Origin of the sequence: Hymenobacter perfusus, assembly GCF_003944765.1 — a bacterium.
GTDB lineage: Bacteria > Bacteroidota > Bacteroidia > Cytophagales > Hymenobacteraceae > Hymenobacter > Hymenobacter perfusus.
In genome coordinates, this window is the sequence record NZ_RWIU01000003.1 from 475,595 (window position 1) to 500,456 (window position 24,862).

Genomic DNA, 24,862 nt, shown 5'->3' on the forward strand with positions numbered 1-24,862 from the left:
TGCCGTAACGCAAAACGCCCCGTAACCGTGAGGTTGCGGGGCGGTTTTGTGTGTGGCGGGATGAAGTATCTATAATTCCCGAGCCATAGTAATGAAATTATGAAAGCTCTTTCCAAGAATGGCCATGCCAGCATCATGTGGATTTTCAAGCTTGTATCTGCCCTTCGCATTTCCACTCAATGAATAATCATGCCCGTCTATTGTTACAATGCACCAATGATTATGGCGACATTCTATAATCACTTCGTCAACGTAAAAAGGCCATTCACCTTGGTACTCTGCTCTTGTTACTTTCTTTGATTTATAATTAGGGTTAAACTTTCTGTCTATCTCATCTGCAAGTGTTCGTTTGTGAACTCTCTTGGGTGTTTCTTTATATTTAGTAGTTGATTTTCTGTAATCGGTTTTTCCAAGATTATTGTCATAAATCAATCCAAAATCATGTAGCGTATTGGAAATAAATTGTTTTCCAAATTCGCCTAGATTTCCGAAAATAAACTGTCTTGATAAACCTGATACGAATTTCTCGAAAACTATTACTACATGGCTATTGATTTCGTGTTGAACTTCGTGGTTCAATTCAAAATCAGATATTTTCAAAAGCCTATCATTATTGGAAATTATCAATTTGTGTTCAAAATCTTGCCAAGCTTCTACAGCATTCAGACCTATCTTGTTACTGCTTGTGATTACATCAAAATTATAGTATCTAGATAATTTACCGAACTCGGATATTATATATATTAGACTTTTTAGATCATTGTCGTTTTCTATAAACATTCTATCTTGCTCAAATTGAGGTCGTTCAAATTTGTGATAATATTGACTTTTGATTTCATCCAATATTTTTTCTAAATCGTGACTAAATTTTTTTAAGTAATTAAAATCAGGTAATATTCCATTCTTGTTGTAATAAGCAATGCATATGTAGGATTTCATGAATCTTTCAAATCCTTGTGAAAGGAGTTGAAATGGTAGAAAGTAAAAATAATTCCCACTTCCTAGATTCTGTAACTCGCCAAGGCCTAGTCTAATCAAATTGCCGGATGTCTCAAGCTCTTCTAATAATGCGAGTCTCTTATTGATTTCTATTTCCATCATTGTTCAAGACCTGTTGTTGGTTGGTAGATAGCAGAAATATAGTAGTTGAGTACATGATAATCTTAGGATATCACCTCCTTTCGCCCGCGCCACAACGCCCACAGCCCCAGCGCCGGGCCGAGGGCCAGGGGCAGCAACAGCAGCTGAGGCGGCAGGCGCGGGGCCAGCCAGCCGGTGAGCTGCACGCTGCCGATGGTGAGGGCAAACCCCAGGCAGTTGACGATGGTCAGGGCCGCGCCGCGCGATTCGGCGGGGGCGTGCCGGGCCACCAGGGTGGAGAACATGGGCGAATCGGCCACCACCACCAGCCCCCAGAACGCCAGAAACGCCACCAGCCCCACCGCCGAGCCGCCGCCCAGCACCAGCCCCGAAGCCAGACAGCACGCCCCCGACAGCGCCAAGGCCGTGGCGGCTACCCGGCCCGGTCCCAGTCGGCGGGCCAGCAGCCCCGCGCCCACGCAGGCCAGGCTGCCCCCGCCAATAATGCCGAACGAGAGCAGCGGCACCGGCAACGCCGCCGCCGGGTGCCGCGCCTGAAAGGCCGCCAGCACCACCGGCACAAACGCCCAGAACGCGTACAGCTCCCACATGTGCCCGAAGTAGCCCAGCGCCGCCGCCCGAAACTCCGGCTGCCGGAACCCCGCCAGAAACGCCGTGAGGCGGGGCCGCTGGCCGGGGCGGCGGTGGGGGCCATCGGGCACCAGCAGCAGCATGGCCACCCCGCCCAGCACCGCCAGCCCGGAGGTAGCCCCCGTGACATAGTACCACGGCAGCTGCCCCATAACGCTGCGCAGCAAGTGCGGAAACGCCGTGCCCAGCACCAGCGCCCCCACCAGCCACCCCAACGAGCGGCCCAGGCCTTCCTGGTAGTAGTCGGCCGCTATTTTCATGCCCACCGGGTAGATGCCGGCCAGGAAAAAGCCCGTGAGGAAGCGGCAGGCCAGCAGCCCCTCGGCCCCGAGGCCGCTCAGGTGCACGCCCAGGTTGGCCGCCGCCGCCGCCAGTGCACTTATAAAGAACACCCGCGAGGGCGAAAACCGGTCGGCGAGGGCCAGCAGCGCAAACAGCAGCGTGCCGCTGATGAATCCCAGCTGCACGGCGCTGGTGAGGGAGGCCACGAAGCCGGGGGGCAGCTGGAACCGCGCCGCCAGCTCGGGCGCCACGGCATTGCCGGCAAACCACAGCGAGGTGCAGCAGAACTGCGCCCCCACGATGGTGGGAAGAATACGGGACATGAGCGAGCGGGTGGGAGAGAGGCAGGCGGGAGAGAGGCGCGAAAGTACCCAAATTCGCGGGTAGCGGCGGCGGCGCGGCGGCTTGGCGGCAAACAATCGGGTGGTGGGGCGGTAGTTAGGGCGTTCCATCCGTTAACCCCCTTGTATCATGGCAAAAGTAGGATTGTTAGTGCGTCTCGAAGCGAAGCCCGGTAAAGAGCAGGCCGTGGCCGATTTCCTGCGCGGCGGGCTGGCCCTGGTAGAGCAGGAGCCCGAAACCGCCACCTGGTACGGCATCCAGCTCGGCCCCTCCACGTTCGGCATCTTCGACACCTTCCCCGATGAGGCCGGCCGCAAGGCCCACCTGGGCGGCAAAGTAGCCGAAGCCCTGTTCGCTCAGGCTCCCGACCTGCTGGCCGCCGAGCCCACCATCGAAATGGTGGACATTCTGGCCTCGAAAGGCGCGTAATTCCGCCCCGCCACCACTCTCAGGGCCGCCCCGAAACACCGGTTTCGGGGCGGTCTTGTGCGTAATAAGCAGCAAGGCGTTCAATAATGAGACGCCAACGGCGGCCTACTTTATGCTGACGGCTATACAATCAGGTTTTGTCTGATAACTACCTGAACGTCATGCTGAGCTTGCCGAAGCATGTCTACCGCTTCGTTGCAGTAGTACTCAGGCGAAGCGGGAGAGATGCTTCGGCTCCGCTCAGCATGACGGTTCAGGTAGTTTCAAATGACTTAGCAAACAGAATTGTTAGCAGAGGGGCTTTGAGTTACGCTACGCCAATTGCCCCTGCAGCCGCCGCGCCGCCGTGCTGATGCCCGCCTGCACGCATTCCGGTATGGGGGCCTGCCGCATCCAGCCCGTCAGAAAGCCCGCCCAAAAGGCGTCGCCGGCTCCGGTGGCGTCCATAACCTCCACGGGGGGCGCGGCCTGATGCTGCCACTGGCCGCCCCGGTGGCGGTACCACACGCCTTCGGAGCCGCAGGTGAGGCAGAGCACGCGGGCCGGCGTATCGTGCAGAAACTCCTTGGCGGCTTCGACCGTGGCCGGCACCTTGCCGAAGCGGGCCACATCATCGAGGCTGACTTTGAGCAGGGGCTCGTAGGCCAGCAGCCGCTGCCATACGTCGGGGGCATTGTCGGCGCGCCGCCAGATGGGGGCGGCGTAGTTCCAGTCAACTGATACCGCGCGGCCCTGGTCGTAAGCGGTGGCCAAGGCTTCCAGAATGTGGTCCTGGGCGGGTTGGCGGCTGAGGGCGAAGGCAGTGGTGTGCACCAACGTAGCATCCGCAATCAGGTCCGGGTCGATGGGGGGTAGGTACCGGTCGGCGCTGCGGTAGGGGATGAAGGCCGGCGTATCGCGGCTACGGCCCACCACAATCAGGCTGGTGGCGCGGTCGGCGAGCTGGTGAACGTGCTGGGTGCTGAGGCCCGCCGCCGCCAGGCTCCGCAGCAGCAGGTCGCCCAGGCCATCCTGGCCCACGGCCGCTACCAGCGTAGCTGTGCCGCCGCACTGCTGTACAAAGCGGCACAGGTTGGCCGGACTGCCTCCTGCCACCGCCTGCAGGGTGGTCACCTGGGACAGGTCACCCACAAAATCGGTGGTCAGAATATCCAGCAGGGCCTCCCCAATGGCGAGCAGCCGACCGGCGGATACCGACCCGACGGGCCCGGCAACGGAAGCGGAAGAAGGGCGCATGAGTGACGTTGTAAGCAGGCGTGAGAGAATGAGCTTCAGGCAGGCAGCGGCTAGTCTGCCAGGGGCGACGGCACCCACAGCCGCTGCCCGGCGGCATAGGCTTCGGCGAACAGCTGCCCGGCGGCGCTCCAGGTGCAGTAGGGCACCCCAATGGGGGCGTGGGTGAGGCCGTGAAAGTTTTCGTAGAAACCCCAGTCGTTGCTTTGGGGGTTAAGCTGGTTGGCCGCGTGCAGGCTGGTGCGGAGGTGGGCTGCCAGCTCGGGCTGCAACTGGTGTAGTGCCGCCGCCAGCCAGCCGTTCCACACGGGCCAGAGGCCGCCGTTGTGAAACTCGTGCGGGTGGTTCCGGAACTCGTAGGCGTAGTTGTCGGTAAGCTCCGCCATGAGGCCGTCGGCGGGCGTGAGGGCCGGGGCGAAGGCCGGGAACAGAAACGGCCGCTGCTGCCACTGCGTCTGCAGATACGTGACGAGCGTGGTCTGCCGGGTAGCCGGACCCAGGTTCAGCAGCAGGGCCAGTGCATTGGCTGCCAGATCAAACTGCCCGTACACGCGGGCCGGGTTGAAGCCCATCAGCCAGAAGGTACGCGGGGCCTGCCGCCGTTGGTGAACGAGGTTGGGCGCGTAGAGCGGAGCTGTCTCGGTGGACTCGGTGGCCGTATCATCGTTCCAGTAGTTGCGCTCCAGTACCCGCCGGATGGTGGCGGCCTTAGCCAGCCACTCGGGCCGCTGGTAGTAGTGGCCAGCCAGCTCCAGCGCCCACACCCGCAGCAGCTGGTCGTAGAGCACGTAGCCGTGCTGCACGTACTCATCGGCCCAGTCGCCGCTCTGGGGCACGTATACTAGGTGCTTGCCATTGAACTCCCAGGCATCCAGTACCGTCAGCCCCCGCTCCACCTGGGGCCGAAAGGCCGTAGCCAGGGCCGTGGTGCCCGTGCAGTGCGCAAACTGCAGCAGCCCGATGATGGCCCAGCTCACGTTATCGACGCGGCCGCAGTTGCCGCCGTAGCTGGCCTGGCCGGTACGCGGATCCACGTTCGAGGCAAAAAATCCCACAGCGTGCTGGGCCCCGAACAGGGTGCGCAGGGTTGCTTCAGTGGCTTCCAGCAGGTCTTCTTCGCCGGAGAGCAAAGCAGCCAGGCCGGTTATCACGCCGTCGCGCGTCCAGATGCGCTGGTAGTTGCTGATGTCCTGCACGCTGGCCACAAAGCCATAAGGCGTGGCAGCGCGGCGCAGGAGGTCGAGGGCGGGTTCGGACTGAAAGGTCATGACGGGAAAGGTGGGAGTGGGGCCGCGCGAGGGCAAAAGGGGATAGTGGCCTGTAGAGACGCGTATTCGCATCTCCCGCCAGAGCGACCGAAACCGCGCATCAGTAAATACCATCAGCATGCCTCGAGACGCGAGTACGCGTCTCTATGGGCCGCTGGTTCGGTTCAGGTAGCAGCCGGCTCCTCAAATTGTAGGTTCGGACTGGTGCGCGGAATGAACAGCACGCATACCGCCCCCGCCAGCAGCAGGGCCCCGGCCAGGTGAATCACGTTTTCGGGGCGGGAGCTGAGCAAATGGCGGTACACCCAGGAAAACGACACCGTCTGGAGCAGCATGGGCAGCACAATAAACATGTTGAAAATGCCCATGTACACACCAGTGCGCTCCTTCGGAATGGCCCCAGCCAGCATCACGTAGGTGGTGCCCATCATGCTGGCCCACCCAATGCCCAGCCCGATCATGGGAGCCAGCAGCAGGTTGGGGTCGGTAATCAGGGGCAACGCCAGCAGCCCCAGACCGGCCAGACTCAGGCTCAGCATGTGAACTGCCCGCGGGCCCCACTGCCGCGCCAGCCACGCCAGCCCGAACGCCGCGCAAAACGTTACCACGTTATAAGTGCCGTTCACGCGCCCGGTCAGGAGTTGGGCCTTGGCAAAATCCGGCGCGGCCGAGCTGCTGACGCCGTACACGGTGCTGGCCAGACTCAGGGTGATATACTGCCAGTAGCAGAACATGGCGTACCAGGTACACAGCATCATGGGGCCCATGCGGCGCATGGTCAGCGGCATGTCGCGGATAGCCCCGCCGATTTCCGCCAGGGTGTGGCTCAGGCCCTTGGGCTGGGCCCGGATGGCGGCCACTTCCTCGTCGCTGAGCGGGTGCTCCTTGGTGGTGAACACCGAGTACAGAATGGCCCCAATGCTCACGGCCGCCCCAATCAGGAAGGCCGCGTAGGTGGTGTGCGGGATGTTGTTCTGGCTGCGGGCTGTGGCGCTGACCAGCCCCAAATACACCAGCACCGAGGGCGTGAAATTGGCCAACGTGATGCCCAGGCCCGTGAAGAAGCTCTGCGTGAGGAAGCCCACGCTGTGCTGCGGGGGCGGCAGCTTGTCGCTCACGAAGGCCCGGTACGGCTCCATGGTGATGTTGTTGGCCGCATCCAGAATCCAGAGCAAGCTGGCGGCCATCCATACGGCCCGGCTGAAGGGCATAGCCAGCAGACAAAAGCTACAGAGCACTGCCCCAATCAGAAAGTAGGGCGTGCGGCGGCCCCAGCGGCTGAGGGTTTTGTCGCTCAGCGCCCCGATGATGGGCTGCACCAGCAGGCCCGTCATGGGCCCGGCCAGCCACAGAAACGGCAGCTTCTCGGGGTCGGCACCGAGGTAGCTGTAAATGGGGCTCATGTTGGTTTGCTGCAAGCCGAAGCTGTACTGAATCCCGAAGAAGCCCACGTTCATATTCAGGATCTGCCAGAAAGCCAGCCGCGGCTTGGGCACCGAGGCCACGGCCGGGGCCGCGTGTGGAAGAGTAGAGCTAAGGGCCATAGTGGTGGGGTAGGAGGGTATGGGGGCAGGGAGTACGGGAGGGGGAAAGTGCCGCCCGCCTTGCGGCGAGCGGCGGACACGCGGCCCTTCCCACGAGGCCTCCTGCCACTCCCCAGCCCGGCAGCGCCACGCGGCCGGTTGCAGCCAGCCCGGGCGTTACGGATGTGTTTTCTGTTATGATTCCGGGCTTGTTGCGCGTCAAGCAAGGCCAACGAATAACCGTCAGCGCGTGACGGAGTAGGTTTTGCGCTGCGGCCCAACGCCCGTAATGCGGACTGATTGCCAGCCCGTGGGTAGGGTGGTTTTGCGTTGCGAAATGCCGGCGGGCGTGATGTCGAGGCCGCCAAAGCCCATCAGAACGGCCTGCAGAACGCCGCCCGCGCCGGTGGCGAAGTAGGGATTGGTGCCGCCCTTGGTTTCGGCCACCACCCGGAAGGGCGGCAGCAGGTTGGGCACGTAGGCATCCTGGAAGAAGTGGGCGGCCTTGTCGGCGTTGCCGAGGCGGGCGTACAGCAGCGCGAAGATGGCCTGCGTCATGGCGGGCGTGCCTTCGGTGGGGACGCGGGTCTCGTAGTAGGCCAAATCCTTCCGGATTTGCGCGGGGTCGGTGATGACGCCCAGCGGGTAGGCCAGCAGATTCACGTCGCCCTGCTTGATGCCTTCGCCCTGATAGGTGGCGTGCTCCCGGGTCACGCCGTCGGCCATCTTCAAAATCGGAATGTTCTGGGCCACGTGCGCCCAGTCGGGATTGGCCTTGAGGCCCAGCAGCCGGGCGGCGGCCGTGGCGTTGCGCAGGTTTACCTGGGCGGCGGCGTTGGTAAAGGCGTTGTTATCCACGTTTTCGGCCCACTCATCGGCCGCCACCACGTTCTTGATATCGTAGTGGCCGGGGCCGTTACGCTCCACCCGGCTGGCCCAGAAATCAGCCGTGGCTGACAGGATGGGGTAGCCTTTCTCGCGCAGCCAGTCCTTGTCCTGCGTCACGCAGTAGTACTGCCACGCTGCCAGGGCCACGCAGGCCGAAATGTGGTGCTCAAACGGCCCGCTCAGGGCCCAGACCGGGGTTTCCTCCACGCCCGTATCGGCGCTTTCCCAGGGGTACTGTGCGCCCTGGTAGCCGTGGCCGAAGGCGTTGCGCCGGGCCGCTTCCAGCCGCCGAAACCGGTACTCAATCATCGATTTGGCCATGTCCGGGTGCAGCACCAGCAGGGCCGGGAACATCCACACATCAGTATCCCAGAACACGTGGCCGTTGTAGCCCAGCCCCGAGAGGCCCATGGGCGAGGGCGAGAAGTCGGTGCCGGCGCGGGTGAAGCTGTAGAGGTGGTAGAGCATGCTGTGCACGTCCTGCTGGGCCTGGGCGTCGCCGGTAATCTGAATGTCGCTCTGCCATAGCTCCTGCCAGGCTTTTGCGTGGTAGGCCAGCAGGCGGTCCTTGCCTTCGAGGCGGGCGAAGATGGTCAGGCGCTCGGCCTCGTTGAGCGGGTCGGGGTGGTGGCTGGAGGTGATGCTGGAGCCTGCCACGGCGTAGGAGTAGGTCTGCCCGGCCTTCAGGGCCTTGCCGAACTTCATCAGGTGCATGTTGTTGTCCCACATTTCATGGATCACCTTGGGCTCCTGGCCGTGGCCTTCTCCAAACAAAAACGTGTTGGAAGCGCACAACTGCATCTTGCCGGTGGGGCTGCGGGCCGACGACGTGAGCAGGCTCAGCGTCACGTGCGGCCGGTCGATTTCGTTGTAGTAGTTCTGAGCGTCGCGCAAAGCATCGGGGGTTTCCATCACGCTGGCGGCCCCCAGCTGCAGGTCCTTTTTGGCCGTGATGCTCACGTCGAGCAGCACCGTGAAGGGTAGGTGACGCAGGGCGTAGTAGGTGTAGCGGATGGTGGCCTTGTCAGCGTACTCGAAGGAGGTGGTGAGGCTGGCGCGCTGCATGTCCAGCTCCTGGCGGAAGTTGCTGGCATCCTTGCCCGAGAGGCGGCGGCCATCCACTTCCAGGTACATGTTCAGCAGGTTGAAGCTGTTGAGGAAGTTGCTCACCCGGCCCCGGCCGTATTGGTCGTAGGCCCCGGCCAGCACCACGCTCTTCACCTGAAACGGCTCCGGCGACGACACAATGCCCAGCATCCCGTTGGCCACCGTCACGCCGTAGTAATTCTTGGAGTCGATGGTAGTAGCCGTCAGGCGCCACGGGTCGGGCGCGCCCGACTGGGCCGCGGCGGACGTGGCCAGCAGGAAGAGTAAGAGAAAACGAAAGCAGGTGGACATACGGGTGGGAGTGGAGCGCGGGAAAGGGATAAGCTGGTTGCTGCCGGATCGGGTGGAGGCAAGTTTAGCGCAGCGGTACTACCACGGCCTGCCAGGGCTGCAGCGCCAGCGTTGGGCCCGCCATAAAGCTGGGGTAGTTGTTGAGCCAGGGCTGCCCGCTAGGTGTCAGGCCAGTGGGCAGCGGCCAACTGCGCTGCTCAGCCGTGAAGTTGAGCACCACCAGCACCTTCTCCTTGCCCAGCGTGCGGGTGTAGGCGTAAATGTGCGGATTGCGCGCGTCGAGCAGTTGATACCGCCCGTACACCAGCACCTTATGCTGTTTGCGGGTGGCCGTAGCCTTGCGGAAATAGTTGAGTACGGAGTTCGAGTCCTTATTCTGATCGGCCTGGTTGAGGGTGCGGTAATTGGGGTTGACCTTCAGCCAGGGCGTGCCGGTGGTGAAACCCGCATTGGCCGTGGCATCCCACTGAAACGGCGTGCGGCAGTTGTCACGGGCCTGGCGCTTGGCCGTGGCCAGAAACGCCGTTAGGTCGCCGCCCTGGTTCTTCACCTGCTGGTAGCCATTGAGCGTCGCCACGTCGCGGTAGTCCTCAATCCGCTCGAAGCGAATATTGGTCATGCCCAGCTCGTCCCCGTTGAAATAGTAGGGTGTCCCGCGCATGGTCAGGATAAACGTCGTCAGCAGCTTGGAAGAAGCGTCCCGGAACGCGGGCCGGTCGTCGCCAAATTTGCTGACCATGCGCGGCACGTCGTGGTTGGCCAGAAAGATGGCGAGCCAGCCGCGCTGTGCAAACGCACTGTCCCAACGAGTGTAGATGCGCTTGAAATCCGTGAGTTTATAGCCATCAGGGCCACTGCCCAGATCCACGCCCTCGAAGTGGTAGGCCATATCCAGTTCCCGGCGGGCTGGGTCCACGAACAGCATGGCGTCGGTGGGGCCGGAGCCGGCTCCTTCGGCCACGCTCATGATGTTGTATTTACTGAGTACTTCCCGGTTCATTTCCTGCAGGTAGTCGTGCAGGTGCGGGCCGCCGCCGTAGTACCGGATGATGTCTTTCTCGTAACCGGCCGGCAGCACCGGGAAGCTGGGGTCCTTCGACACGTACTGAAAGGCGTCCATGCGCAGGCCATCCACGCCCTTATCCAGCCAGAAGCGCATCATGCTGTACACTTCCTGGCGCAGCCTGGGGTTTTCCCAGTTCAGGTCGGGCTGTTTGCGCGAGAAGTAGTGCAGGTAGTAGCTGTTGGTAAGCGAGTCGTACTTCCAGGCGTCGCTGTTCACGTCGAAAAAGCTGTAGCGCGGCGTGGGCTTGCCCTTTTCGGCGGGCCACCAGTGGTAATAGTCGCGGTAGGGTGAGGTGCGGGAGCTGCGGGCTTGCCGGAACCACTCATGCTCGTCGCTGCTGTGGTTCACCACCATGTCCATCACCAGCCGGATGCCGCGCTGGTGCAGTCCCTTGAGCAAAGCATCGAAGTCCTGCATCGTGCCAAACTCTGGCTGAATCCGGCGGTAGTCGGAAATGTCGTAGCCGTTGTCGTCGTTGGGCGAGGCGTAGATGGGGTTCAGCCACACGGCCCCCACGCCCAGGCTTTTCAGGTAGTCGAGCCGGCTGATGATGCCCTTTAAATCCCCCACGCCGTCGCCGTTGCTGTCCTGGAAGCTGCGCGGGTAAATCTGATACACCACCGTTTCCTTCCACCAGGTTTCGGCCTGACTTGTGGCTGCGGGTTTTAGGGCAGGTTTTGGTTGCGCCCAGACGTTGCCTGGCAGGCCCGCCACAAGCAACACCGCCAGGAGTAGTTTCGTGAGGATTCTCATTGCCGGAAACTATAGTAGAAAATATGCCAGGCGCAAACAGGCCGTTGGCCGCTGCCGGGCAGCAGTAGCCAACGGCCTGCCTATACGCTGTTGAATACGGATGTGAAGCTAGTAGCCAGGGTTTTGAGTGATGTTAAGGTTAATATCCAGCTGGTTTTTGGGAATAGGATACAGCAGATATTTTGGGTCGCTCTGGGGCTTGTCTTTGCGCGCCTGCAGAAACCGGCCGAACCGGATCATATCCTGCCGCCGCCACGACTCGCCGTACAGCTCCCGGCCCCGCTCAGCCAGCAGCACATCGAGCGTGAGCGAACTGAGGGAGCTGGCCCCGCGCGAAGGGTGCGTCCGCAAAGAGTTGACGATGGCTACCGGCGTGGCGCCGTACGAGCCTGCACTGGTGCCCGTGCCGCCCCGCAGAATAGCTTCCGCCTTCATCAGCAGCACGTCGGCCAGCCGGAAGGTTACGTGGTCATTTTCGCACCCGTTGCCACCCTTGCCCTCGCTCACGTAATCGACGGGGTATTTGATTGGGCGGATGCCTTTGGCTTCGAGGTCGGCACCAGTTTCAGACAGGTTGATATCCTTGGTGAAGCTCAGCGGTGCCCCGCCCCGCGTAGTAAGCGCAGCGTCGGTGGTGAGGTTGTATTGCTGACCAACTAGGAAGCCTACATTAATGCGTCGGCCGGGGTTAGCGGGGCCGCCGGCAATGTCGTACGCCACGCCCCGGCGCTTGTCGGCCGCCTCAAACAGATCGTAAAATTCGGCCGTGGTAGCCGGGCCGTTGTAGCCATCTACGGGGCGCATGTTGTAGTGCGACACAAACTTCCAGAAGTCGCGCGTGGGCCCGGCGTTGCCGAACGTGTTTTCCTGGGTGAAGATATTCTCCCGGCCGATGGCCCCGTTGTTGGGCGCAAAGTTGTCGAAGAAGTTGGTGGTGAAGGAATATTTCCCGCTGTTGATGATTTCGTCGGCCAGCGTGATTACCTGGTTCATGTCGGCGGCAGCAAAGGTTGGGGCCGCCCGGTTGGCGTACACGCCTTTGTTGAGGTAGCACTTCATGAGCAGCACCCGGGCGGCGTCCTTGGTAGCGCGGCTGACGGGGGCATCAGGGAGGTCTTTCTGAATGGCGTTGAGCTCACTCACAATGTAGTTGAGCGCCTCCGTCCCTTTGCGCACCTTGGCCAGGTTGTTCAGCGGTTCGCCGGGTTCCCGGTACAGTACCTGGTCGTAGAGGTCGAGCAGCAGGAAGGTGGCCCAGGCCCGCAGAAACCGCGCCTCAGCCTGCTGCTGCACAGTAGGTTCGAAGCGCAACAGGTCGGTGGAGGCGAAAATGATGCCCTCCAGCTGGTTGAAGGTGTCGCGCACCCGCTCGTTGTTGCCGTCCCAGGTATGGTTGAACAGGGCCCGCCATTTGCCATTGTCGTCCCAGTCAGGCCCGCGGGTGGGCATAATGCGCGCATCAGTCGAGACTTCCTCAAGGGCAAATACACTCACGCACCCCTGAATAGGGTCGCGCTGCGCGTTGTACACGCCTTGCAGCAGGGCCGCGGGGTCACCGCGCGGAATCTGATCCAGCGCGAGCTGCCCCTGCAGGGTTTCTTCAACGTCACAGCTAGTAGCCCCCTGCAGCAAAGACAGCAAGGCAGTTGCATAGGCAATCTTAGCGTATTTCATGGTGGGAATGACTTAGAGGTTACAGGTTGAAATTGACGCCCAGCGTGAAGGTTCGGGCACTGGGGTAGGGCAGGTAATCAATGCCAACCGAAGGCACCTGGTTGGCCCCGCGCTTCACCGTATTGATTTCCGGATCAAACCCATCGTATTTCGTAATCACGAATAGGTTTTGCCCCGTGATGTACACGCGCGCACCTTTCACAAAGCTGCCTATGTCACCAAAACCGTAGGCCAGCGTCAGGTTGGACAGTTTCAGGTAGTCACCCTTTTCCAGGTAGCGCGTGGTGGCCGCCGCCGGGTTGCCGATAGATTCCTTAATGGGGTTTTCGAACGTAGAGAGGGCAATGTTTTTGCCGGCCCCGATCTGGCCCACGTTGCCCACTGCATTCAGCGTGTTGTTGTAGACGTACTGGCCGAACACGCCGGTCATGTTGGCAATCAGGGAGAGTTTGCCGTAGCGGGCATTGGCGCTCAGGCCCAGCAGCGTGCGGGGGTTCGGGCTGCCTGCGTACACCGGGTTGGCGAGGTCTACCGGATTCGACAGTCCTTGGTCGTTGAGGCCGTTGTACCTGGGCAGCACGAAGGCGTTGATGGGGTTCCCGTTCCGGATAAGCTGCGACGTAGCCCCCGACAAGCCCTGCCCATTAATAGCGCCGGTGATAATTTCGGGCCCTACCAGGTCCTTCACTTCGTTGCGGATAAACGTGGCGTTGGCATTAAAGCCCACTTCCATTTTCTCGCTGCGCAGCAGCACCGTGTTCAAAGCCATTTCTACCCCTTTGTTCACGATTTTACCGTCGAGGTTATCCCAGAAGATGGCTTGCACCTGTGGTGCGGGCTGCCCGGGCACGGTGGGAAACAGAATGTCGGTGGTGGTCTTGTTGAAATAGTCGGCCGTGAAGGTGAAGCGGTTGTCCAGCGCCCCAATGTCAATGCCGACGTTGAACTGGCGGTCGGATTGCCACTTTAGGTTCTCGTTGCGGCTGTTGAGAGGAATCTGCGCCCCGTTGTCGCGCACCTCGAATCGGTCCTGGGCGGCACCCGCCGGAAACTCCTGGTTGCCAGTGAGGCCATAGCCGGCCCGCAGCTTCAGCTGGGTAAGCTGTTCGGACGGGAAAAAGGCTTCCTGGCTTAAATCCCAGGCGAAGGCGAACGAGGGGAAGTAGCCTACTTTGTTGTTGCTACCGAACTTGCTGCTCTCGTCGCGACGCAGCGTACCAGTCAGTACGTAGCGTTCCTTGAAGTTGAAAATGGCCCGGCCAAAGAATGATTGTAGGGCGTACGTGGGGTCCTTGAACGAGGTGATACTGCGCGACCCGGTCGCCGACGTCTGGATGTAGTCGGTGTAGTCGAGGCCGAAATTGCCGAAGCCGCCCGTAGCGGGGTTGCCAAACGCGCTGACGCCGGAGCCCAGGTTAATGAACTTCGTGTACTCGTAGCCCAGCACCGCGTTCAGGTTCAGATCGGTGGTAATGGCTTTGTTGAAGTTCAGCGTATGGGCAATTTGCTGCGTGGTCAGCTCATTGTTGCTGATGGCGGCGAAGCCCTGGTTTTCGATGCCCGGGTAGTTAATCAGGCGTTGGTTGATGGAAGTACGCCGCTCACCGGAGTTGTAATTCACGCTCAGCAGCAGCCGGTAGTTGAGCCAGTCGGTGAATTTAAACGAGGGCGCAATACTGGCCAGGATGGTGTTCACCCGCGAATTGTCGTTGTACAGCTCCTGGGCGGCCAGAGGGTTCACTACGTCGCCCGCCACAATGTAGAGGGAGCCGTCGGGGTTGCGCAGCGGCTGCGTGGGATTCCACTGCAGGGCCTGCCCGATGAGGCTACCCCGGAAGCCGGCGTCGGTGGTGATATTGGCCAGCTCTTCCCGAAACTGACTGGTGGCAATGTTCACGTCCACGCCCAGCTTCTTGCTTTCCAGAAACTGCAGGTTCGTGGAAAGGTTAGCGCTGTACTTCTTAAACCCGGTTTTGCGCACGATGCCGTCCTGGTCGAGGTAGCCCAAAGAGAGCCGATACCGGCCGGTTTCGCCGCCGCCGCTCATGGCCACGTTGTAGTTTTGCAGGTAGCCGGTGCGCAGAATTTCATCGAGGGCGTCCACGTCGCCTCCCTTGTCGTTGGCGGCCGGCGCACCGTAGTATTTGATGGCTTCCCGGTACTGGCTTGCATTCAGGAATTCAGGCCGGCGCAGTAAGCTGGAGAAGCCCCCGGATACGCCCACATTCAGTAAAGGAGCGCCTGATTTGCCTTTTTTGGTCGTGATAATTACCACCCCGTAGGCCGCCCGGGAGCCGTAAATGGCCGTTGCCGAGGCATCCTTCAGGACGGTAAAGGTTTCGATATCATCGGGGTTAAGAAAGTTGAGCGGATTGCTATCCGCGCCAGCTCCCACATCAGCAGAAGCTACCAAGCCCGGCCGGGCCGTGCGACCATCCAGCGGCACGCCATCTACCACGTACAACGGCTGTCCGGTGCCCGTCACGGCCGAGTTACCCCGGATCCGGATAGTAGCCGGCCCGCCGGGCTGGCCGCTGTTGTTGCCTACCTGCACCCCCGATACGCGGCCCTGCAGCAGCTGGTCGGGTGAGGTAAAGGTGCCCCGGTTGAAGTCTTTCTCACCTACTACCGCCACCGACCCGGTGACGTCCTGCTTGCGGGCCGTACCGTAGCCTACCACCACCACCTCACTCAGCGCCTGGGCATCTTCCGAGATAGTAATGTTGAGGGCCACGGGTTCCGTGCCCACGGTAACGGCCCGGGTCTGGGACTTGTAACCAATGGAGGAGACAAGCAGCTCATAACTGCCCGGCGCAATGCGCAGCTCGTACCTGCCGGTGGCATCGGTGGGGGCGGCAACGGTGGTGCCTTTCACAAGCACCGTTGCTCCAATGACGGGGTTGCCGTTAGGCTCCGCCACGGTACCTCGGATGATACCTTGCCCCATGGCAGCACTGGTTAGCGCCACGAAGCCGGTTACCAGTCCGGCTCGAATCTGTAAGAATGCCGACATAAGCAGTGGGATTTTGAAGTGGGAATGCTGCTAAAGGTGCAGTATTAACTCCAACAAAATCAAGCAGTAACACAGTGGAAAATACGATTTTTCTTCCGAAATCGGTAACGTAATCGATTTCGGAACGCCATTCTTTTTTTGTGATTCTGGCTATGTCCCGGCTTTTTTGTCGATTGTAGCAGGCTGGGTGGGTGGTTGCTTACTCACTGACTGCGGCCGGCTGATGTCGGTGCCGATGTTTTCTCTTCCTCTGTTCTGCTTCTTTACCTTCCCCTCACATGAAAAGAGCTACGCTACGCGACATTGCCCAAGTCCTGGGAGTTACCGTGGCCACCGTGTCGCGGGCGTTGAAAAATTACCCGGACATCAGTAGTGCCACCAAGCAGACGGTGCTGGCCACTGCCGAGCGGCTGCACTACGCCCCGCACCCAATGGCCGTGAAGCTGCGCCAGCAAGCCTACAAAGTGGTAGGGGTGGTAGTGCCCGATATTGTGCACCCGTTCTTCTCGGATGTCATCAGCGGCATTGTAGATGTTATGGAAGCCCTGGGTTACCACATCATCCTCAGCCAGAGCAATGAGAGCTACGAGAAGGAAATCCGGGTGACGCAGATGCTGCAGGCTACCGGCGTGGATGGCCTGTTGGTGTGTCTTTCCAACGAAACGGTGAGCATCGACCACCTGCGCGCTTTGCAGGAATACGACCTGCCGGTGGTGCTGTTCGATAAAATAAGCCCGCTGCTGGATGCCAGTAGTGTGGTAACTAATGACTTTCAGGGGGCTTACGATGCCGTGGCTCATCTGCTCGACCAAGGCTATACCCGCATAGCGCATATCAAAGGGCCGCCGCACCCCGAAAATACCCGGCAACGCTTCCTGGGCTACCAAGCGGCCTTGGCGGCGTACGGGCTGCCTTTCCGGCCCGAGTACGTGGCGGAGTGTCACACCGTCACGCACGAAGAAGGGGCGACTTTTGCGCTCCGCTTTATGGCCCTGCCCGAGCCGCCCCAGGCCCTGTTCGCCGTTTCCGATTCGGTGGCCATCGGGGCCATTACGGCCCTGAAGGAGGCCGGCTGGCGGGTACCCCAGGATATGGCCGTTATCGGTTTCAGCGACTGGTCAGTGTGCCGGATGCTGGAGCCCAGCGTCAGTTCCGTTTCCCAGCCCGGCTACGATATCGGCCGGCGGGCCAGTGAGCTGCTGTTGCGCGAAATCCGGCAGCTGCGCGAGGAACTGCCGCCGGAACACAGCCGCGTAGTGCTCGATGCCACGGTGCAGGTGCGGCAGTCTTCGTTGCGGCCAACAGCGGGCTGATTTCTTATCCCAGATCAAGGACTTGGCTGTATCGTAACGGTACCTTTGTAGGCGTTGCTGCCCTGGGAAGAAAACGTATTTTCCCGGTGGGCAACTTACCTTTCGCCTACGCCATGAACTCCCTGCAAGACCTCCACAACACCGCCCGCAGCTTCCAGACCACCGCCAAGATGCCCGTGCTGTTTGTGGGCCACGGCTCGCCCATGAATGCGCTGGCCGATAACGCCTTCACCCAAACCCTGCATCAGATGGGTTTGGATATCCGGAACCGGCAGCCGCCCCGGGCGGTGCTGGTGGTGTCGGCGCACTGGCTCACGCGGGGCTCGTTTGTGACCGTGAACGAGCGGCCCGAAACCATCCACGATTTCGGCGGCTTCCCCCAAGAGCTGTTTGCCATGCAGTACCCCGCGCCCGGCGCCCCCGATGTGGCCCGGGAAGTGCTGCAAGCCCTGCCCGACGCTCACCCTACCGACGAGTGGGGCCTCGACCACGGCACTTGGACGGTGCTGCACCACGTGTTTCCCGAGGCCGATATTCCGGTGTTCCAGCTTAGCATCGACTACCACCAGCCCCTGACCTACCACGCCGACCTGGCCCGGCAGCTGCGGTTTCTGCGCCGCCGCGGCGTGCTGATTCTGGGCAGTGGTAACATCGTGCACAACCTGCGCCAGAGCATGCCCAAGCTGATGGCCGACGACCCCACGCCCTACGCCTGGGCCTCGGAGTTCGACGAGTGGGCCAAGCGCAAAATCGACCAGCGCGACCTGCACGCGTTGGCTCACTACCAGCAGGCCGGTGCCAGCGGCCCTCTGGCCGTGCCCACCCCCGACCACTACATCCCGCTGCTCTACAGCCTCGCCTTGGCCGAACCCGACGACGACATCCGCCACGCCTACGAAGCCGTGGAATACGGCGGCCTGAGCATGCGCACGTTTGTGGTGGGGTAGGCGCGCGTGCTGATTTTGGATACTACAGCACGTCATGCTGAGCTTGCCGAAGCATCTCGCGTGCTGACGTTGAGTTACTATTTCAACCTCAGCACGCGAGATGCTTCGGCAAGCTCAGCATGACGTTCTGCCGCCTCCCAGGCAACGTCTGGCACCCGGGCCGCATCTGGCGGAGTATAGGTTTTCTACCTTGTCCTCCCTATGCGCCAACTCCTCCCGTTGCTACTCAGCTTGGCCGCCGCTACGGCCACAACCGCCCAGACGCCCGCCACCACCTACCGCGCCGCCGAGCGCAAAGTCAACGACCTGGTGCATACCCGGCTGGATTTGCGCTTCGACTACGCCAAGCGCTACGCCTACGGGCAGGCCTGGGTCACGCTCAAGCCCCACGGCTACGCCACCGACTCGTTGCGGCTCGATGCCAAGGGGATGGATATTAAGCAGGTGGCGCTGGTGCAGAACGGGGCACCCCAGCCGCTGAAATTTGCCTACAACAAGCAGCAGCTGCTGGTGCAGCTGGGGCGGGCGGTGCCGGCGGGGGAGGCCTACACGGTGTATGTGGAGTATGTGGCCAAACCCGACGAGCTGGGGGCCAAGGGCAGTGCGGCCATTGGGGATGCCAAGGGGCTGTACTTCATCAACCCCGACAGTGCCGTGGCGGGCAAGCCGGTGCAGATCTGGACCCAGGGCGAGACGGAATCCAACTCGGCCTGGTTTCCCACCATCGACAAGCCTAACCAGAAATCCACCTCCGAAATCAGCCTGACCGTGCCCGCCAAGTACGTCACGCTCAGCAACGGCGCCCTCGTCAGCCAGAAGCCGGCCGGCGCGGGTTTGCGTACCGATACCTGGAAGATGGACCAGCCGCACGCGCCCTACCTGTTCATGCTGGCCATTGGCGACTTCCGCAAAACCACCGATACCTGGCGCGGCAAGGAAGTCAGCTACTACCTGGAGCCGCAGTACGCCGGGCAGGCCCGCGCCATTTTCGGCAAGACGCCGCGCATGCTGGAGTTCTTTTCCGAGCGGCTCGGGGTGGCGTATCCGTGGAACAAGTACGCCCAGGTAGTGGTGCGCGACTACGTGGCCGGGGCCATGGAAAACACCTCGGCCTCGCTGTTCGGGCCCCAGGCCCAGGGCTCGGCCCGCGAGCTGCTGGACTGGGAGTACGCCGGCGTGGAGCGCGAAATTGCCCACGAGTTGTTTCACCACTGGTTCGGCGACTACGTGACGGCCGAAAGCTGGAGCAACCTGACCGTGAACGAGAGCTTCGCCAACTTCTCGGAGGTGCTCTGGGCCGAGCACGAGTACGGCCCCGACGCCGGTGCCGCCCAGGCCTACCGCAGCCAGCAAAACTACCTCAGCGACCCTGGCAACCACACCAAGCCCTTGGCCCGCTACCAGTACGCCGACAAGGAAGACCTGTTTGACGCCGTGAGCTACCAGAAGGGCGGCAGCATCCTGAACATGCTGCGCACCTACCTGGGCGAGGCATCTTTCTTCAATGGGCTGAAAACCTACCTGACCCAGCAGGCCTTCGGAACCGGGGGGCCACACCAGCTGCGGCTGGCCCTGGAGCAGGCCTCGGGCCAGGATCTGAACTGGTTTTTCGACCAGTGGTACTACCGCGCCGGCCACCCCGTGGTTAGCATTGACTACACCTGGGACGCTGCCCGCCGGGAGCAAACCGTGACCATCCGGCAAACCCAGTCTGGCCCCGTTTTTCAGCTGCCGCTGGCGGTGGACGTGTACCTGAACGGCAAACCGCAACGGCATCAGGTAATGCTGCGCCAAGCCACCGAAACCTTCCGCTTCCCGGCCGCCACCCGGCCCGAGTTGGTAAACGTGGACGCCGACAAAGTACTGCTCTGGCAGAAAACCGACAACAAGCCGCTCACCGCCTACGCCACCCAGCTCCGCCTCGCCCCGCGCTACCTCGACCGGCGCGAAGCCCTGGCCGCCGCCCAAGCCCAGCTTAAAACTCAGCCCAACGACGCGCTGGCCCGGCAGCTGCTGACGGCCGGCCTCACCGATAAGTCGCAGGTGCTGCGCCAGTTTGCCATCGAAGCCCTCGACCTGCAGAACGCCGCCCAGCGCAAAGCCGCCGCGCCGGCCCTGGCCCGGCTGGCCGCCACCGATACCGTGGTGGTAGTGCGGGCCGCCGCCCTCACGGCTCTAGGTTCACTCAAGGATAAGCAATACGCGCCGTTGTTCACGAAAGCCCTGGAAAACTCTTCGTACCGGGTGCAGGGTGCGGCCCTGCTGGGGCTGCTGCCACTGCGGCCGGAACTGGCCCAAGCCCGCGCCACCGCTCTTGAGGCCGATAACAAAGGCGCCCTCACCGAGGCCCTGGTGCTGGTGTACGGCCAGACCGGCAGCCTCGCCCAATGGCCCCTGATGCGCACCAAATACGATGCCGCCGACCCCAACAGCCGCTTCGCCATGCTGCCCGGCATCGGCAGCATCATGGGCCGCCTCGACGACCCCACGGCCCTCACCGAAGGCATCACCCGCATCAAAGACCTCACGGTGCGCTACAAACCCTACATCGATTCCGCCCGCCTTATTGGCCTGCTCCGCCAGATTCAGCAGCAGCAGTCCGCCCGCCCCAACGCCGCCCTGGCCGCCCAACAGGTAACCGCCGCCGTAGCCGAAATTGAAGCGGCAAAGTAGCCGTTTACACAGGCATTCAGGGTCTTGAACGCATCAAAAGGCCAGTCTCCGGATGCACGTAAAACTCAGTTGATTCTTCAGTGACGGCCTGCCTCAGCCGTTCCAGGCTAATAAACCGTTGGGTACGTTTGTTCCAGATTTTTCCATCCAGGAGTTCTACCTGATCGGCCACGTACCAGTGAATCATTTCCCGGTAGTGCAGCAGGCGCGTGGGAATCCGAGCGAGAATTTCTGCATGAACCACGTTCCAGTGCTGGCCCACCTGTCCGCGCAGAAAGCGTCGGAGTAAATCGTAGTTGATTTTGCCATTGTAGAATTGGGATGGGCGTTGGAACGGCTCTTTTTGGGGTAGCTCCTCGAAAGAAGAAGGTTGCTTCTCTCGGCGATGGTCGGCGTAGTCGCCACTAGCTACGTAGCGCCGTTTGCTGCCGGACGTCTTCATTCGGCTGATGAGCCAGCGTTTTGAGGCTTTTTCCATCAATTAAGCCTGTGTTGTCTCAGTTTGAGGCGCGGTGTGCAAGGTCAGGCTGATCAGGCCTCCAACTACTAGGATAGCCCCCGCCACGAATGGAAAGCCGGCGCCAACCAAATCCGCCACGTTGGCCGACCAGAGAAAGGGGAAGCAGAACAGCATAGCTGCTGCGCCAATAATCATAAGGCTGTAACTGCCCAGGTAACTGATGCGACGGTGAAGAATAGCTGGTTTCATGGTGGGTTTGATTTCAGTATAGCGGCTGGAAAGTCGGGCCCGGAACCCAGTTAATGACTCGTGCTGGCAGTGGTCAATTTCCAGGCTGGACAGGGAAATACACTGTCGGCCCGCCCGAAAATCTTGGAGAAATTTGCGCCACTGCCGGGGCAGCAGTAGTAAGCCGAAGAGGAAGATGGCAAAGCTGGGTAGCGTCCAGTTGCCATTGCCCAGCATGAAGGCCTGCAACCGGATTTCTCCCACCGGCTCCAACTCGTAATCCAGCACGACATGCTTTAAATCGTGGCTCTCGAAGCCCGGAATCAGCGTGAGGTTACGGGTTAGCAGGCAATCGGCCAATTCTTTGCCCACGGTTCCGGCGGGTAGTTGGCTTAGGGCTGCCACCTTGCGGTGATAGGGTGCCATGTCGTGGAATCGTTCTATTCCCCAGACGGATAGAAAGAAGGCTTGCCGGATAATCTGCTCTGCGAAAGAATACATTATGCTCTATGATAAGAAGACGTTACCCAGCGGAACGTAGCCAGATACGATGACTTACTCGCGAAAGTAGCCGGTTCTGCTGGTTGGGATTTGACTGGTTTTTGGGTGAAGTACGCTGCATGCAGGCAAACCCACAACCGGCCGGGCCAACTCTGCGCGCCGAAGCGCGTACCTTTGCGCTGGGAAGATTACGCCCGACGGTATGACGCAGGAACAACTACGCTTAGCCCAACACCAGACTGGTGCGGCCCTCTGGAAGAAATTTGGCCCTTACCTCACCGAGCGGCAGTGGGGTACGGTGCGCGAGGATTATAGCCCCGACGGCAACGCCTGGAATTACCTCACCCACGACATGGCCCGCAGCGTGGCCTACCGCTGGGGCGAGGAAGGCCTCGGCGGCCTCTCCGACGACCAGCAGCACCTATGCCTGGCCGTGGGCCTCTGGAACGGGCAGGATGAGCTGCTGAAGGAGCGGCTGTTCGGTCTTACCAACGGCGAGGGCAACCACGGCGAGGACGTGAAGGAGCAGTACTACTACCTCGACAGCACCCCCTCGCACTCCTACATGAAGATGCTCTACAAGTATCCGCAGCAGGAGTTTCCGTACGAGGAGCTGCGCCGGGAAAATGCCGACCGTACCCGCCAGGAGCCCGAATTTGAGCTGCTGGACACCGGCATCTTCGCCGAAAACCGCTACTTCGATGTGTTCATCGAGTACGCCAAAGCCGGCCCCGATGATATTCTGCTCCAGATAACGGCCCACAACCGGGGTCCGGAGGCCGCCCCGCTGCACGTACTGCCGCAACTCTGGTTCCGGAACACCTGGGCCTGGGGCTACGAAAGCAAGTCGGCGGTGCCGCTGCTGCGTGCTACCGGCCCGGCCACGGCCCAGGCCGAGCACCCGGCCCTGGGCCGCTACCACATCTACTCAGATCAGCCCGCCGCGCTGCTGTTCTGCGACAACGATACCAACTACCACCGCACCGGCGGCCCGTCGGGCACGGCCAAAAACGGCCGCTATTTCAAGGACGGCATCAATGATTACCTGGTAGAAGGCGACTACACGGCCGTGAACCCCAACCGCCAGGGCACCAAGATGGCCGCCCACCACAGCCTGGAAATCGGGCCGGGGGAGTCGCGGGTGGTGCGGTTCCGGCTGAGCCCCCAGGAATTGGCCGCGCCGTTTGCCGATTTTGACACGATTGTAGCCGAGCGGCTACGTGAGGCCGACGACTTCTATAGCTGCATGCAGGAGGAAGTGGCCGGTAATGCCGATGCCCGCAATATTCAGCGGCAGGCCTTCGCCGGCATGCTCTGGAGCAAGCAGTTTTATTACTACGATGTCACGCAGTGGCTCGATGGCGACCCGGCTTTGCCCCGCCTGCCGGCCCGCCGGCGCAAAGGCCGCAACAGCAACTGGCGGCACCTGCACAACCAAGACATCATCTCAATGCCGGACAAGTGGGAATACCCGTGGTATGCGGCCTGGGACCTGGCGTTTCACTGTATCCCGCTGGCGATGGTGGACGCCGACTTTGCCAAAAACCAGCTTCGGCTGCTGTGCCGCGACTGGTACCTGCACCCGAGCGGGCAGTTGCCGGCCTACGAGTGGAACCTGAACGACGTGAACCCGCCCGTGCATGCCTGGGCTACTTGGCGGGTATATCAGATGGACAAAAAGCTCCACGACGGCGAGGGCGATACTGCCTTTCTGGAAGCGGTTTTTCATAAGCTGACGCTGAACTTTACCTGGTGGGTTAATCGGAAAGACAAGAGCGAGCGGAATATCTTCGAGGGCGGCTTCCTGGGACTGGATAACATCGGCGTGTTCGATAGGAGCGCGCCGCTGCCCACCGGCGGCTACATCGAGCAGAGCGACGGTACGAGCTGGATGGCCATGTTCGCCCTGAACATGATGCGCATGGCCATGGAGCTGGCCCGCACCAACCCCGTGTACCAGGAAATTGCCGGCAAATTCTTCGAGCACTTCCTCTACATTGCTGACGCCATGACGCGCGGCGGCGACGGCCAGTTCAACCTCTGGGACGAGGAAGACCAGTTCTACTACGACGTGCTGCACACCCCCGACGACGCCCGCACCAAGCTGCGCGTGCGCTCCATCGTGGGCCTGATTCCGCTTTTCGCCGTGGAAGTCATTGATGAGGAACTGCTCAGCTCCCTGCCCGAATTCACGGAACGGGCACGCTGGCTGATTGAGAACCGTCCGCACCTGGCCCAGCTGGTAGCCCGCTGGCAGGAGCAGGGCAAAGGAGCCCGTCACCTGCTGAGCCTGCTGCGCCGCAGCCGCCTGCGCAACCTGCTCAAGCGCATGCTCGATGAGCGGGAGTTCCTGTCCGATTTCGGCATCCGGGCCATGTCGCGCTACCACTTGGAAAACCCCTACGTGTACAGCACCCCCGACACGGATTTTACGGTGCAATACGTGCCCGGCGAGGCCGAAAGCAGCATGTTCGGGGGCAACAGCAATTGGCGCGGCCCCATCTGGTTTCCCATCAACTACCTCATTATTGAGTCACTGCAACGCTTCCACGCTTACTACGGCGACGCGTTTCAGGTGGAATATCCCACGGGCTCGGGCCGGCAGCACACGCTCCAGGAAATTGCCGATGCCTTGTCGGGCCGCCTCACCAAGCTGTTTCTCAAGGACGAGAATGGCCGCCGCCCGGCCTTCGCCAACGACGAGCTGATGCAGACCGACCCGCACTTTAAAGATTACCTCCTGTTCCACGAATACTTCCACGGCGACAATGGCCGGGGCCTGGGTGCCAGCCACCAAACCGGCTGGACGGGCCTGATTGTGCGCCTGCTGCGCCACCGTGAGCCTGAAGCAGTAGCGGCTAATTGGGTTGCGGGCTCAGCCACGGAAGAGTAAGCGCCTGCTCCACCGACCCCCGAAACACCAGCCGGCCCGTCCGTAATGGGCCGGCGTACACTTCCACTTCGGCGGCTCCGGCCGGTACAAATACCCGAACTACCTCCGCCTCCCGGGGCCGCACGTAGGTAGTGCCAAGCTGGTGCGGCTCCACGGAACCGGATATTTCAAAGAAGCCTGCGTTAGTAAGCTGTAAATCAAGCATGTGGTGAGTAAAGGGTGTTCGTCGATACAAAGCCGGATACAG

At 61.1% G+C, this 24,862-nt stretch carries 17 protein-coding genes; 5 read left to right on the top strand and 12 right to left on the bottom strand.

Annotated features, from left to right (window positions below):
- Positions 1–69: 69 nt before the first annotated feature.
- Together EI293_RS11865 and EI293_RS11870 are read right to left on the bottom strand one after the other, a co-directional pair.
- Positions 70–1,101: a hypothetical protein gene (locus EI293_RS11865; RefSeq protein ID WP_125437862.1), complete on the bottom strand. Its 1,032-nt coding sequence runs from the start codon at positions 1,099–1,101 to the stop codon at positions 70–72.
- A gap of 62 nt (positions 1,102–1,163) precedes the next feature.
- Positions 1,164–2,336 carry an MFS transporter gene (locus EI293_RS11870; RefSeq protein WP_125438071.1) on the bottom strand — a complete coding sequence of 391 codons (1,173 nt, stop codon included), beginning with the start codon at positions 2,334–2,336 and terminating at the stop codon, positions 1,164–1,166.
- 148 nt (positions 2,337–2,484) lie between these two features.
- On the opposite strand from EI293_RS11870, the gene EI293_RS11875 reads away from it, so the two are divergent.
- Complete coding sequence (locus EI293_RS11875; RefSeq protein ID WP_125437864.1) at positions 2,485–2,784, top strand: putative quinol monooxygenase; 300 nt, start codon at positions 2,485–2,487, stop codon at positions 2,782–2,784.
- Between the two features lie 312 nt (positions 2,785–3,096).
- Here the strand turns inward: EI293_RS11875 and EI293_RS11880 are convergent, their stop codons facing one another.
- From EI293_RS11880 to EI293_RS11910, 7 genes are all read right to left on the bottom strand, one after another.
- Positions 3,097–4,020, bottom strand: coding sequence for a carbohydrate kinase family protein (locus EI293_RS11880; protein ID WP_125437866.1), 924 nt, complete (start codon positions 4,018–4,020; stop codon positions 3,097–3,099).
- A gap of 50 nt (positions 4,021–4,070) precedes the next feature.
- A complete protein-coding gene (locus EI293_RS11885; protein ID WP_170170353.1) occupies positions 4,071–5,285 on the bottom strand; it encodes a glucosidase family protein in 1,215 nt (404 codons plus the stop codon).
- Positions 5,286–5,449: 164 nt separating this feature from the next.
- Positions 5,450–6,829: an MFS transporter gene (locus EI293_RS11890; protein ID WP_125437870.1), complete on the bottom strand. Its 1,380-nt coding sequence runs from the start codon at positions 6,827–6,829 to the stop codon at positions 5,450–5,452.
- A gap of 222 nt (positions 6,830–7,051) precedes the next feature.
- On the bottom strand, positions 7,052–9,094 hold the full coding sequence (locus tag EI293_RS11895) for a glycoside hydrolase family 65 protein (protein ID WP_125437872.1): 2,043 nt from the start codon (positions 9,092–9,094) through the stop codon (positions 7,052–7,054).
- 64 nt (positions 9,095–9,158) lie between these two features.
- Positions 9,159–10,913, bottom strand: coding sequence for a glycoside hydrolase family 13 protein (locus tag EI293_RS11900; RefSeq protein WP_125437874.1), 1,755 nt, complete (start codon positions 10,911–10,913; stop codon positions 9,159–9,161).
- Positions 10,914–11,021: 108 nt separating this feature from the next.
- Entirely contained in the window at positions 11,022–12,587 is a 1,566-nt protein-coding gene (locus tag EI293_RS11905) for a RagB/SusD family nutrient uptake outer membrane protein (RefSeq protein WP_125437876.1), read from the bottom strand.
- Between the two features lie 19 nt (positions 12,588–12,606).
- On the bottom strand, positions 12,607–15,600 hold the full coding sequence (locus EI293_RS11910) for a SusC/RagA family TonB-linked outer membrane protein (RefSeq protein ID WP_125437878.1): 2,994 nt from the start codon (positions 15,598–15,600) through the stop codon (positions 12,607–12,609).
- A gap of 278 nt (positions 15,601–15,878) precedes the next feature.
- Between EI293_RS11910 and EI293_RS11915 the strand changes: the two genes are divergently transcribed.
- The 3 genes from EI293_RS11915 to EI293_RS11925 all read left to right on the top strand — a co-directional run bounded on the left by EI293_RS11915 (position 15,879) and on the right by EI293_RS11925 (position 20,533).
- Positions 15,879–16,913, top strand: coding sequence for a LacI family DNA-binding transcriptional regulator (locus EI293_RS11915; RefSeq protein ID WP_125437880.1), 1,035 nt, complete (start codon positions 15,879–15,881; stop codon positions 16,911–16,913).
- 113 nt (positions 16,914–17,026) lie between these two features.
- On the top strand, positions 17,027–17,860 hold the full coding sequence (ygiD, locus tag EI293_RS11920) for a 4,5-DOPA-extradiol-dioxygenase (protein ID WP_125437882.1): 834 nt from the start codon (positions 17,027–17,029) through the stop codon (positions 17,858–17,860).
- A gap of 201 nt (positions 17,861–18,061) precedes the next feature.
- Positions 18,062–20,533, top strand: a complete 2,472-nt coding sequence (locus EI293_RS11925; protein ID WP_125437884.1) for a M1 family metallopeptidase — start codon at positions 18,062–18,064, stop codon at positions 20,531–20,533.
- 16 nt (positions 20,534–20,549) lie between these two features.
- Here the strand turns inward: EI293_RS11925 and EI293_RS11930 are convergent, their stop codons facing one another.
- Complete coding sequence (locus tag EI293_RS11930; protein ID WP_125437886.1) at positions 20,550–21,011, bottom strand: hypothetical protein; 462 nt, start codon at positions 21,009–21,011, stop codon at positions 20,550–20,552.
- Positions 21,012–21,014: 3 nt separating this feature from the next.
- On the bottom strand, positions 21,015–21,722 hold the full coding sequence (locus EI293_RS11935; RefSeq protein ID WP_125437888.1) for a hypothetical protein: 708 nt from the start codon (positions 21,720–21,722) through the stop codon (positions 21,015–21,017).
- 202 nt (positions 21,723–21,924) lie between these two features.
- Here EI293_RS11935 and EI293_RS11940 point away from each other — a divergent pair, with 202 nt between their 5' ends.
- A complete protein-coding gene (locus EI293_RS11940) occupies positions 21,925–24,615 on the top strand; it encodes an MGH1-like glycoside hydrolase domain-containing protein (protein WP_125437890.1) in 2,691 nt (896 codons plus the stop codon).
- On the opposite strand, the gene EI293_RS11945 is transcribed toward EI293_RS11940, so the two are convergent.
- Complete coding sequence (locus EI293_RS11945) at positions 24,581–24,820, bottom strand: hypothetical protein (RefSeq protein WP_125437892.1); 240 nt, start codon at positions 24,818–24,820, stop codon at positions 24,581–24,583. The genes EI293_RS11940 and EI293_RS11945 overlap by 35 nt on opposite strands.
- Positions 24,821–24,862: the final 42 nt, after the last annotated feature.

What these genes read in the sequence shown, in the direction of transcription:
- EI293_RS11865 (WP_125437862.1), bottom strand. Translation starts at nt 1,101, where the DNA reads ATGATGGAAATAGAAATCAATAAGAGACTCGCATTATTAGAAGAGCTT.
- EI293_RS11870 (WP_125438071.1), bottom strand. Translation starts at nt 2,336, where the DNA reads ATGTCCCGTATTCTTCCCACCATCGTGGGGGCGCAGTTCTGCTGCACC.
- EI293_RS11875 (WP_125437864.1), top strand. Translation starts at nt 2,485, where the DNA reads ATGGCAAAAGTAGGATTGTTAGTGCGTCTCGAAGCGAAGCCCGGTAAA.
- EI293_RS11880 (WP_125437866.1), bottom strand. Translation starts at nt 4,020, where the DNA reads ATGCGCCCTTCTTCCGCTTCCGTTGCCGGGCCCGTCGGGTCGGTATCC.
- EI293_RS11885 (WP_170170353.1), bottom strand. Translation starts at nt 5,285, where the DNA reads ATGACCTTTCAGTCCGAACCCGCCCTCGACCTCCTGCGCCGCGCTGCC.
- EI293_RS11890 (WP_125437870.1), bottom strand. Translation starts at nt 6,829, where the DNA reads ATGGCCCTTAGCTCTACTCTTCCACACGCGGCCCCGGCCGTGGCCTCG.
- EI293_RS11895 (WP_125437872.1), bottom strand. Translation starts at nt 9,094, where the DNA reads ATGTCCACCTGCTTTCGTTTTCTCTTACTCTTCCTGCTGGCCACGTCC.
- EI293_RS11900 (WP_125437874.1), bottom strand. Translation starts at nt 10,913, where the DNA reads ATGAGAATCCTCACGAAACTACTCCTGGCGGTGTTGCTTGTGGCGGGC.
- EI293_RS11905 (WP_125437876.1), bottom strand. Translation starts at nt 12,587, where the DNA reads ATGAAATACGCTAAGATTGCCTATGCAACTGCCTTGCTGTCTTTGCTG.
- EI293_RS11910 (WP_125437878.1), bottom strand. Translation starts at nt 15,600, where the DNA reads ATGTCGGCATTCTTACAGATTCGAGCCGGACTGGTAACCGGCTTCGTG.
- EI293_RS11915 (WP_125437880.1), top strand. Translation starts at nt 15,879, where the DNA reads ATGAAAAGAGCTACGCTACGCGACATTGCCCAAGTCCTGGGAGTTACC.
- ygiD (WP_125437882.1), top strand. Translation starts at nt 17,027, where the DNA reads ATGAACTCCCTGCAAGACCTCCACAACACCGCCCGCAGCTTCCAGACC.
- EI293_RS11925 (WP_125437884.1), top strand. Translation starts at nt 18,062, where the DNA reads ATGCGCCAACTCCTCCCGTTGCTACTCAGCTTGGCCGCCGCTACGGCC.
- EI293_RS11930 (WP_125437886.1), bottom strand. Translation starts at nt 21,011, where the DNA reads ATGGAAAAAGCCTCAAAACGCTGGCTCATCAGCCGAATGAAGACGTCC.
- EI293_RS11935 (WP_125437888.1), bottom strand. Translation starts at nt 21,722, where the DNA reads ATGTATTCTTTCGCAGAGCAGATTATCCGGCAAGCCTTCTTTCTATCC.
- EI293_RS11940 (WP_125437890.1), top strand. Translation starts at nt 21,925, where the DNA reads ATGACGCAGGAACAACTACGCTTAGCCCAACACCAGACTGGTGCGGCC.
- EI293_RS11945 (WP_125437892.1), bottom strand. Translation starts at nt 24,820, where the DNA reads ATGCTTGATTTACAGCTTACTAACGCAGGCTTCTTTGAAATATCCGGT.